Origin of the sequence: Pseudarthrobacter raffinosi (assembly GCF_023913735.1) — a bacterium.
In the GTDB taxonomy this organism is placed as follows: domain Bacteria; phylum Actinomycetota; class Actinomycetes; order Actinomycetales; family Micrococcaceae; genus Arthrobacter; species Arthrobacter raffinosi.
Map to the genome: position 1 here is coordinate 138,062 of NZ_JAMXBH010000013.1, position 10,433 is coordinate 148,494.

9 protein-coding genes are annotated in these 10,433 nt (G+C 59.7%); 4 read left to right on the top strand and 5 right to left on the bottom strand.

Annotation, left to right across the window (positions count from 1 at the left end; genetic code table 11):
* Positions 1-5 precede the first annotated feature (5 nt).
* The 4 genes from NG698_RS13835 to NG698_RS13850 all read left to right on the top strand — a co-directional run bounded on the left by NG698_RS13835 (position 6) and on the right by NG698_RS13850 (position 6,942).
* Positions 6-971, top strand: coding sequence for a competence protein CoiA family protein (locus NG698_RS13835; RefSeq protein WP_252610493.1), 966 nt, complete (start codon positions 6-8; stop codon positions 969-971).
* Positions 972-1,224: 253 nt separating this feature from the next.
* Positions 1,225-2,211 (top strand): DUF2971 domain-containing protein, encoded by a 987-nt coding sequence (locus NG698_RS13840; RefSeq protein ID WP_252610495.1) that lies wholly within the window; start codon positions 1,225-1,227, stop codon positions 2,209-2,211.
* Positions 2,212-2,287: 76 nt separating this feature from the next.
* Positions 2,288-4,351 (top strand): site-specific DNA-methyltransferase, encoded by a 2,064-nt coding sequence (locus NG698_RS13845; RefSeq protein WP_252610496.1) that lies wholly within the window; start codon positions 2,288-2,290, stop codon positions 4,349-4,351.
* Positions 4,348-6,942: a DEAD/DEAH box helicase gene (locus tag NG698_RS13850; RefSeq protein WP_252610499.1), complete on the top strand. Its 2,595-nt coding sequence runs from the start codon at positions 4,348-4,350 to the stop codon at positions 6,940-6,942. Before NG698_RS13845 ends, NG698_RS13850 begins: the two co-directional genes overlap by 4 nt.
* 196 nt (positions 6,943-7,138) lie before the next feature.
* Here NG698_RS13850 and NG698_RS13855 read toward each other — a convergent pair whose 3' ends face one another.
* From NG698_RS13855 to NG698_RS13875, 5 genes are all read right to left on the bottom strand, one after another.
* Positions 7,139-8,269, bottom strand: coding sequence for a helix-turn-helix domain-containing protein (locus NG698_RS13855; RefSeq protein ID WP_252610501.1), 1,131 nt, complete (start codon positions 8,267-8,269; stop codon positions 7,139-7,141).
* Positions 8,259-8,891 carry a hypothetical protein gene (locus NG698_RS13860; RefSeq protein WP_252610503.1) on the bottom strand — a complete coding sequence of 211 codons (633 nt, stop codon included), beginning with the start codon at positions 8,889-8,891 and terminating at the stop codon, positions 8,259-8,261. Before NG698_RS13860 ends, NG698_RS13855 begins: the two co-directional genes overlap by 11 nt.
* 111 nt (positions 8,892-9,002) lie before the next feature.
* Entirely contained in the window at positions 9,003-9,674 is a 672-nt protein-coding gene (locus tag NG698_RS13865) for a helicase associated domain-containing protein (RefSeq protein WP_252610505.1), read from the bottom strand.
* 5 nt (positions 9,675-9,679) lie between these two features.
* A complete protein-coding gene (locus NG698_RS13870; RefSeq protein ID WP_252610507.1) occupies positions 9,680-9,826 on the bottom strand; it encodes a hypothetical protein in 147 nt (48 codons plus the stop codon).
* A 4-nt stretch (positions 9,827-9,830) separates the two neighbouring features.
* A complete protein-coding gene (locus NG698_RS13875) occupies positions 9,831-10,241 on the bottom strand; it encodes a hypothetical protein (RefSeq protein ID WP_252610508.1) in 411 nt (136 codons plus the stop codon).
* Positions 10,242-10,433: the final 192 nt, after the last annotated feature.

The following is a 10,433-nucleotide window of genomic DNA, read 5'->3' on the forward strand; positions in this document are numbered from 1 at the left end:
TGCGCATGATCGAAATACGTCCGCTCTTCCCGCGCGACTGGGAACCTTCGGAGCCTCTCGTCGCGTACAACAACGCAGACGGGCGTGTTGTCGTCGCGGCGGCGATGCGCCGCGGGGATGGCTCGTACTACGACCGCTACGGTTACCAGGGCTCCCAGGACATCGTGTGCATCGACTGCAAGGAGGCAGGCCGCGATGTTCCGGTCATTCTCGTCGAGGCGGAGAAGAGGTGCATTCACTTCCGCCACAAGCAGGGGGAGGCTCCGGACGGCTTGGGCCGGCACGGGGAAACTGCTGAGCACCTGCACGGCAAGCAGCTCATCATGGACTGGGCCCGCGACCAGCACCACGTCCTCCCCTGGTCCGTCGAAGAGGAGTTCTGGGTGCCCGGCGCCCGGCTGCGCAGCGATGTGAAGGCTGACCTTGCCGGCGGCCGGCAGCTTGCGTTCGAGGTCCAGCGCAAGCCAGTGGAATTGCAGGACTGGGACCGCCGCCACGGCGGGTATCAGAACGGAGGCGTCCGTGACGTATGGCTGTGGTCTCCGGACGTTCCCCATCTGGTCCTTGACCTGCCGCTGACGAGCGTCGTCCTGGACGTGGCGCATGAGTCGATAGGTGTCCTCGTCGCGAACTACGCGGGAGACTACCGCCACCCCACGGGTGAGGGCCACATTCTCAGCCCTACCCATTACGCGTCCGCCCCGCTGACGGAGTGGGGCATCTCTGCCTCGGGAGCTCTTGTGCCGCCATCCGAGATGGCCGAGTACATCGGGGAGAAGCCTGAACCGGCCCGGGTTGCCCAGATCAAGGCCCGCCGGGAAGCAGCGGCGAGGCCGCCAAAGCCACAGTGGCAGCCGCCGGGTGCCTCGTCCGACCACTACAAGAGCAGCGCCAGCGGGTGGCGCCCCAGCGAACGCGAGCAGCAGCGGCAGAGGGAGGCCATCGCACTCATCTTCGGCAGGAATCGCTAGGCGTGCGCGACGTGTACGGGGCCTTTGGTGCCCGGCAGCTGGCGGGTGTAGAGGACTTCTGACATTCCGTGTAGACGATTTTTGAAAGTGACGTCCGTGCGACGGAGGAGTGTCCCCATATTGAGTGTCCCGGTTCTAAGGAACTGGGACGGGTGGCCTGGTAGGCCTTTTGGCGTGGAGGGTCAGCTGGCCAGGTGTAGCGAGAATCGTTGGAATCCGCCGTGACATACTCACCCCCGCCTATTCTTGGCGGATGAGCCCGTTTCCTATTCAGCCTGACCTGGCCAACTCACCTGACCTGCTATCACCAAAGAACTGGCCGAAAAGTACCGTCTGGCACTACACGAACGCCGCGGGCCTAGCCGGGGTCATCCAGGAAAACGTTCTCTGGGCAAGCTCGACGGCGTTCATGAACGACCATCATGAGCTGCGCACCGGTGCGGACCTGTTTAGGGATCTTTTTGAGCGTCATAAGGTGACCCTTGACCCCAAGATCCTTGAAAATGTCCAGGCTATGGCGGGCATTGCGCTAGTTGACCGGTACAAGACGTTCGTCGCGTGCGCCTGCACAGATCCAAACAACCTGACCATGTGGCGCAATTACACCGGACCTGAGGTCGGATTTGCCGTGGGGATCGACTCGACAAAACCTCTCTTCATTCGGCGGCAAAAGGCCATGACCCAACAGATGGTGGACCAGATGGGTTTCCTGGATGAAGAGAGCAAGCAGGAGGTCTTCATCAGGGCGCGTGAAAATCGGTGGTCCTTCAAGTGGCGGGAAGCTGTCTATGACCCCGGCAAGCAGGTCAAGCTTTCCTGGGGCCGATTGTTGGAACTGGAGAGCACTGCCGTCGCACGCTCGGAAGGGCGAGAATCCGAGAACATCCACGTCGTGGCGGAAATCTTTAACGAGCTACAAACCTTCAAGGATCACGGGTTCAAAGACGAACGGGAGATGCGCATCGTGTGCTCAACCTCCCTTCATGCAGACCTCGTGTCCGTGAAGTACCGGCCCAGCCGATACGGCATAGTTCCGTACGTCGAGCTCTGCCTGCCAGCAGGTCCGAATGGCGATCCACCCAAGAACCCGGAGCCGGTCGAGGAGCTTCCCATTGTGGGGATTGCAGTCGGTCCGACGCCTTACCCCGAGGAGGCTGCCGCAGGTGCGCGAGAATTTCTCAGGTCCGTTGGGCGCGAATCCATACCGGTGGTCCCAAGCAAGATTCCGTTCCGCTGGTAGAAGGCTCCCCGCGCATGCGGGGTCTGTAGGCAATCGGGGCAGGCTTTGCGGAGCGGCTGAGTGCCAAAGTGTCAGAGTGTCGAAGATTTTGCTGATAGACATGAGGCTTGGTGTCCGTGCGCGCGGCGATTTTCAAGGAGTTTTCATGTCCAAAAGCATGTTCGAGGTCTACTTGAACGAGGTGACGGACGAAGCTCTGAGGGCGAAGTTGAAGGCCGAATTCGAGCGTACAACGAAGAAGTTCGGACTCGTGTTTGAGCGGCATTCTCCTGAAGGCATTCGGATGCCACAGTCTCCGGTTCGCCGTGGTCGCACCGTCATCCGTGAAGCCGACGGCACATTCCATAAGGTCCGTGCCATCAGCGGCGACTCTCTGACTCTTGCGGACGAGCACGGAAACGTGATCGAAGAGAAGCTCTCGAACGTAACCGCTGCTCGGCAGTTCGGTGAAGTGGTCTTCCCTGGTCTGAAGACCGTGGGTTCCGTGCGCACCGGCAACCCGGAAGATCCCGCCCATGTGGTGATCAACGGAGAGAACTTCCATGCCCTCGAAATGCTCGGATACACCCACCCTGAATCGGTGGATCTGATCTATATCGACCCGCCTTACAACACAGGCAACAAGACTTGGCAGTACAACGACCACTACGTCGGTGAGCAGGACAGCTTCCGACACTCGAAGTGGCTGAGCTTCATGGAACGCCGGCTGACGCTGGCCAAGAAACTTCTGAAGCCCACCGGCGTCATCATCGTGGCCATCGGTGACGATGAGCACCACCGTCTGCGCATTCTTATGGATGAGATCTTCGGAGAAGCCAACTTTATTTCTGATGTGGTCTGGCAAGGCGGGCGCAAGAACGACTCGCGCTACATCTCTAACGGCGCGGATTACATGCTTGTGTACGCCAAGAGCGAGCCAACCTTGAATGAGGTCGGCGTTCGCTGGCGTGAGAAGAAAGTCGGCGTCGATGAAGCTCTGGCGAAGGCTGAAGAAATCTGGGGTCGGCACAACGGTGACACAGAATCTGCAAACGCTGAGTGGAAAGTTTGGCTAAAGGGACAGAAAAATGTTGGTGCTTCTACTGATGCGGTCAACCGCTATGATCGCCTCGAACCACTCACCGGGCGACCAATACACACATACGGAGATCTGACTTGGCCTGGTGGAGGTGGTGGGGACTACGAAGTACTGCACCCAATTACACAGAAGCCGGTAAAAAAGCCAGTACGTGGATGGCTCTACAAGGACCCATCTCGTATGCAGGAGGAAATCGAGAAAGGTCGCGTTTTCTTCGGCTCTGATGAGTCGATGATTCCTCGTGGTATTAGGTTCTTGGATGAACTGGACAGCCAGGTTGTGATGTCGGTCTTCTCATACGACAGGAAGGCCACCAACGGCTATTTGCGTGAAATCTTTGGTGAGAAGCGGTTCCCCAATCCTAAAGACTTCAACGTCCTCATGCGCTGGATTCGGCTCGCTGCCCCCAAAGATGCCGTGATCCTCGACTTCTTTGGTGGCAGCGGTACTACGGCCGAGGCAGTTATCCGGCTGAACACTGAAGACCACGGCACCCGACAGTGCATCCTGGTCACCAACAATGAGCTGTCAGCCAAAGATGACGCGGCCTTGCGCAAAGCCGGTCACCAGCCAGGCTCCACCGAGTACGAAGCAAAAGGCGTGTTCCACAACGTCACCAAGCCGCGCATCGAGACAGTCGTTACAGGTGTGCGCCAGGATGGCTCTGCCTACTCTGATGGTCTGCCGGCCAACGTGGAGTTCCTTGATCTCGCTTATCTTGAAGAAGGACGAGTTCATGCGGGCCTGGAGTACGAGCGCCTCGCACCACTTTTCTGGCTGAAGGCCGGTGCAGTGGGCCCCGTGGTGCAACGCACCGCGGATTCTGTTGACTATGAATGGAACGAACAGTCTTCAATGGCGGTGCTGTTCAATGCCGGTAAGGCAGCAGAATTGGCTGAGCTCCTGGCCACCAAGCCAAATCAGGTCAAGCACGTCTTCATCATCACCGCCTCTTCCGAGCAGGGGGACCTCGCCGGGGAGGCGTTCGGCGACGAGATCACCGTTGAGCCCATCTATGGCTCTTATCTTGACGCCTTCCAGATCAACCGGAGCGACTCGTGAAATTCACCCTTGCCGACTACCAGGCCGACGTCGTTGAGGAAACTCTCAACGAAATCAGCATCGCCACCCAACGGCTCCGCTCCAACAGTGAGCGCAAGACCGCGATCGGCATCAGTGCTCCGACAGGCGCGGGTAAGACTGTGATTGCCTCGGCTGTTCTGGAGGGATTGTTCTTCGGAACGGAGGACTCCGATCCGCGTCCGGAAACCACCATCCTGTGGCTGACCGATGACGGGGAACTCAACGAGCAGTCCCGCAAGAAGATCCGGGCGTCCTCGGACCGGATCAACATGAACATGCTCCGGACCGTCGAAGCTGACTTCGACCAGGCTGAGTTCGATCCCGGGCTCGTCTATTTCCTGAACGTCCAAAAGCTTGGAACCGGCGCCACGCGCCATATCCAGACCGGTGACGGGCGCAGGTATTCGCTCTGGGAAACCATCGGAAACACCGTCAAGCAGCGCGGCAGCGGCTTCATCGTCCTGGTCGATGAAGCCCACCGGGGAGCCACGGACCGGAGCCGGCCGACGATTCTGCGCCGAATCCTCGACGGGTCAACCATCGAAGTGCCAGGTGGCAACGACACTTTCCGCACCATCGTGAATCCGCCGGCGCCCATCGTGATCGGGCTTTCAGCAACACCGAAGAAATTTGAAGAGGCCATGCGCGGTGCCTCCGGGCGTTCCCTGGTACAGGTCGTCGCCGATGTCCAAAAAGTGCGCGCCTCCGGTCTCATCAAGGAGCGCATCAACGTCAGCTACGCGGTGGACGACCAGCCCAGCGATGACACCCTGATTCGCCAGGCCGTAGCTGACCTGGAACGTTCCGACCGACAATGGCAGGAGTGGGCCCGTGCCACCGGCGCTTCGTCCTATCCGGTGCCGCTCTTGGCAATTCAGGTTCCGGACCTTACGTCGCCCGCCAAGATCGGCGAGATCGTTCGGACGCTCACCGATGCCTCGGACGCCTTTGATGACGCTGACTCTGTAGCTCACGCGTTTGGTGTACACGCCCCTATCACGACGACCACCTGGTTGAGCGGGGTGGAGATGCCCCGGGTAGTCCAGTACATTGCCCCGACCTCGATCTCGCAGTCAGGGAACTTGCGTGCCGTGATCTTTATGCAGGCCCTGACCACCGGTTGGGACTGCCCCCGAGCCGAAGTCATGGTGTCCCTTCGCACCGCCCAGGAGCACACGCAGATCGCCCAGCTCATCGGGCGGATGGTCCGCAATCCCTTGGCCAAGAAGATCGAAGAGCCTGAATTTGATGATCTGAATGCAGTGGACCTGTACCTGCCGCACTTCAACAAGGTTGAAGTGGCGCAGGTCGTGAAGTCCTTCATGGATTCGGCGGACATCGAGGTTCCGGTGCAGTTGAATCCCAAGCGCATGACGCGGAACCCGGATGTTCCAGCAGCTGTCTGGGATGCCATCAGCGGGCTGACACGGGAGCAGAAGCCGGTGCGCCGGTTCAACTCGAACGTGAATCGCCTGGTGCGACTCGGCACCCTGCTGGACAACTCCGACTTCGAGCACCCCGGAGGGTCTTCCTACACCGAGGAATCACGCAATGTGGTCGTGGAGACCCTTGCCTCTGTGTATGGCCAGAACAAGGTTGCCATCGACAAGGTTGCTGATTCGCTACTCGAAGTGAGCTTTGAAATGGCCACCTTCGACCAGTACAGCGGTGCCAATACAGGGACCATTGCGCGTACGGCCGCTACCAGCCAGAAGAATCTCCGCCAGCTCCTGGAGGAGGCCAAACGACGGCTCCCCGACGCCGCCGCAGCTTGGTACAGCACTTCCTTGGTCATTGCCGGGGAACTGGAATGGGATGAAGTGGTCGTCCGGACCGTTGCCCTGGCACGGTCCGCCGAGGCCCGGGAAGCGCTGGAAGCCCAGTGCGGCGCGCGCGTGGAATCCTGGCGGCGGAACACAGCCGGATCGGTGGCACGCCTGAAGCCGACGCAACGCCAGGAATTTGAAACCATATTCGCCCCCATCGGTTCGGCCCTATCTAGCTCCCTCGGTATGCCCGAGACGATCTCGCAAAAAACAGAGATCCTGAACAAGGACACCGGGCTGGTCGAGGAACTCCCGTTATATGCGGGTCATCTCTACGCGCTACCCGACACCAAGCTGTTCCCCGACACCTTCACCGGGTGGGAGGAGAGCGTCCTTGAAGCCGAACAAGCTTCTGGCTCGCTGTTTGGCTGGTACCGGGATCCTGTTGGAGGCAGCCACGCGCTGTCTGTGCATTATCTGGATTCCGAGGTGTCCAAGAACCTCTACCCGGACTTCCTGTTCTTCCACGATGACAGTGATGGCGGGGTAGCCATCGACCTGGTGGACCCGCACAATCACTCGTTGGCGGACACTGCACCAAAGTGGGCTGCCTTGGCGCGGTACGTCCGAGAGCACGATAGTGACTTCCGTCGGGCCGCGATTGTCATCAAGGACGCTGGGGGCGTCCTGCTGGCGATCCAGCTCTCTGGTCAAACCGACGACAGCCTGGAGAAGAAGTTGGCCGAGGCAACATCCAAGGAAGCTATCGAGCAGCTATTCCGTGAGCTGGGCGGAGCTTACTAAACGAAGGCCAGTCCCCTTCTGTGTCCGCCGCATGCAGCGCGGCGTCCATCAATTCCTAGAGCTGCTCGGGAAGCTTGTCCTTGTTTGAGAGAAGCGCAAATTGAGTCTGCCGGCCCGGCCTCAGGAAGGAGCAGTATCCCAAGCAACGCTAGGGATACTGCCCTTGCCGTTTCTTGGATCTTCTCAGGCACTCCTTTCAGAGGCCTTGAGGGGCATGATCAAGCGGCACTTCTGCTGCCTGTCCCTCAGGATCCAGCGGAAGTGTCGGTTCAAAAATCCCGGCGATAGCTTTCAGGTCGTCGAGTGAAACGCTAACTTCATTTGCTAGATCTTCGATGGGCCGCCCTGTAGAACAAATCAGGTTGATGGCTGACTTCAAGAGTTCTGGTTCTTCTGATCTGCGGAGCGGGAATGGCTCTTCCCTTCGTCCGTAATTTTTGTTCATTGATACAACAGCCCTGCGATAGGCCGCATCAGATATAACTTCTAGTTTTTTGGATCGGTACAGTAGCGCTGCAATGGATACACCCCACTCATGTTTGAGTCTGGCGTAGGCGCCTAGATCGAATCGTCTCGGGAGTGCCTGGAGCATGTACTGACGGGGCATAAGGAGTTCAGCGGCGAAGGCGTGTGCCTGGTGCTCTTGATTACCCCCAGGATCAGCTTCCGGATGGCATATAAGGTGGCCTAGTTCGTGTGCTGCGTCGAATCGGCTTCGCCCGGCATCTTTACCCCGGGGTCCCAGGACCACGACTGGGCGGCGACCTTGGAAATGACTAAAAGCATCTACGCCTTCCGCTTTGGTCGGAGCTCTGGTTACGACGATGCCGTGCGCCTCCATGTGGCGCACGAGATTGCCAACCGGGCCTGCGGGCAGCTTCCATAGATCTCGGAGCATCGCGGCAGCATCGATTGTGGCCTCGTCGTTGTCTGCAGGAGTCAAAGCTCTTTCCGGGAGGCTGACGGCTGGAAAGCGTACGTATCGCTCTAGAACATCGCACACATCGAGGGCAATTTCCGACCAAGCCCAAGCGGCGGAGCGCACGATCTTGGTGGTTGAGCGAAGACTCCGGAAATGCGTGCCGTCCAGTCCTGCCGACGAAACGGGCCTGCGGTCGAAAGCGAAGAAGGACGGGGTTACGCCGGTGGCCATCGCTAGTTTTGCGAGGGTCGCATACGTTGGCCTAGTTCGGCCCGTTTCATACTGGGAGACGGCCGAGTGTGTTACCCCAACATTTTCAGCCAAGTCCTTTACGGTCAGTCCGGCGCGGAACCTTGCCAGCCGCATTCGATCACCGGAAAAGGCGGCCGCAGCATCAGTTTTCATTGACCTTTTCATCTGTTACGAGCCCCAGTTCAAAGATTGGCTCTGGCTGCTCTTCGTATGTGGGCATAGGTATGGCTTCGGAAACCAAGTTATTTAGGGAAAGTTCGGCCCCGGTGCTGTCTACTCGTCTCAAGTCTTCCCACTGAAGGTGCTGTCCAGAAGAGGAAACGAGCTTCCCAACGTAAACGGCAGTTAGGCCAGCGTCGACGTCGCCGCTCCAGATCACGTGAATGATTTGGGTTGAGCTATCACCAGTCATGCCGTCGAAGGCGCTTTGCACGAACACATTCGCTTGTCCTGCACGGTGACGCGCAGGCGAGGAATCGATGTCGAAGTGTGCCCGGTTTGTCAGGTCGGCTCCCCGGGCTGTCCCGAAATGAAGCTCTAGGTCATCCCTCTTGGCGCGGAGGCCGGCACCCTTACGACTGACGCGGAAATCGTGGTCTTGAAGGGCAGGTGTCACGAGTTCAGTTGCGCGGTGGTAGCGGTCACCTCCGAAGGTGAAGCCGTTCGACCCCGGGTCTAGATGGTGTGCCTTTGCTATCTCGTGTGCCTCGTCACCACAGCGTACGAGCTCTTTGATGAGGGAATCTTCGATCTCTAATCCGTCGCGCATAATCATGACGTAATGGTAGCAGAGGGTAGCGAAGTATGCATGGAATGTAAGTGGTCTACCCTTTCGCCCTTATCCGGTTCGGAAAATGGCGAGTGCAGGGCCAGCCACGAGGGACAATCAGACCCGTTGGATGTTGGGGGATCCGGGCGGCCGGCCGCGGGTCCTGCCGTCCCGCCAGCCGGGAAGGAGCGTGTTGAGCTGTGTTTCCTTTTCCTGGTCCAGTCCGGTGCGGCGGTATTTCATGCGTTGGATGTGGAGCCACATGCCGAGGACCCGTTCTTCTTCGGTGTCTGTCCTTTTGTGGCGGGGCCAGTCGTTGCCCGCCGCCATGTAGGCGGTGAGTTCTTGCAGGCGCTGGCTCCAACGTGCTTCGTCGTTGGTTTTGCGGGTGCGCAGTTCCCAGCCGGGGATTTGTTTCAGGCCGTCGCTGTAGGTGGCGGAGAGGGTTCCCCGGTCGTGGTCCTGGCGTCGTCTGACCAGCCATATGGCCAGGGCCCGTTCCCGGGCGGAGGGCGAACTGCTCGAGGGGAGTCGGTTTTCGGCCCGGTACAGGGCGACGGTGTCGTCCAGGTTCCGCAGCCCGTCCGCGGTGATGCGGGTGACCGGCGGTGTACGGGGTGCGTTGCGGTGGTCGTCCCTGATGGATGATTCGGTCGCGGCGGCGAGGGTCAGGTGGTAGCGGACGGTGCTTTGGCCGACGCCTGCCGTGGTGGCGATTTGGGTGGTGGTGAGGCCTTGCCGGTACATCTGGACCCATTCCGGGTGCGGGGCTGTCCTGTGTTCGGGCATCCTGGTCAGCTGCCTTTGCGGATGGCGATTAGCTTGGTGCCTTCGGGGATGACGGCTTCAAGTGCGGCCTTGGCATTGTCGTAGTCGTCGCCTTGGGCGGTGATGTGGTCAATACTGCCGTCGGCCATTTGGATTGTTCCGGTGAGTTCCACCGGATCATCCTAGTTGGGCTCTCCGGGTTGCCGGCGGTTGTGCGGCGAAGCCCTCCAGAGCGCGGTGCAGCTGCGCCGCACGAGGGAGACTGTCCACGGGCCGCGCCCCGTTAAGGTCGTGGGCGACGGTGATCATCCAGACAGTGAAGTAGTTGTGCGCGATCCGCAGTTCCAGGGCGTGCCGGTACAGGGACGCCACGGTGGGGTGGACCTGGCCGCCGGGGAGGAACTGAAATCCAGGGCAATACGTGTCCTCGCCGATGACCCGGACGAGCTGCCGCATCACCGGGTCAGTGTCTTCCATGAGTTCGGCGAGCCGGCGCCGGACCTGCTCAAGGGTGGGAAGGGCGAATTCGGTCCTGACGGACTCCCAGACCTCCTCGGACACGGGTCTGCCGATGATGGGGGAGGGCATCAGCTGCCGTCGTCGATGGACTCGAGCAGCCACTGCGTGGCGAGGGGCTGACGGCGCAGTGTGAAGGTCCGCAACGGGCTGTTGGGGCCGTGTGTGTGATCGACTATCTGTAGGCCGTTTCAGCCAGGAAATCCTGCCGAGTTGGTGGCTGGTTTCCTGCCAAATGAGCGCTAAGAATCAGGCCAGGCAATT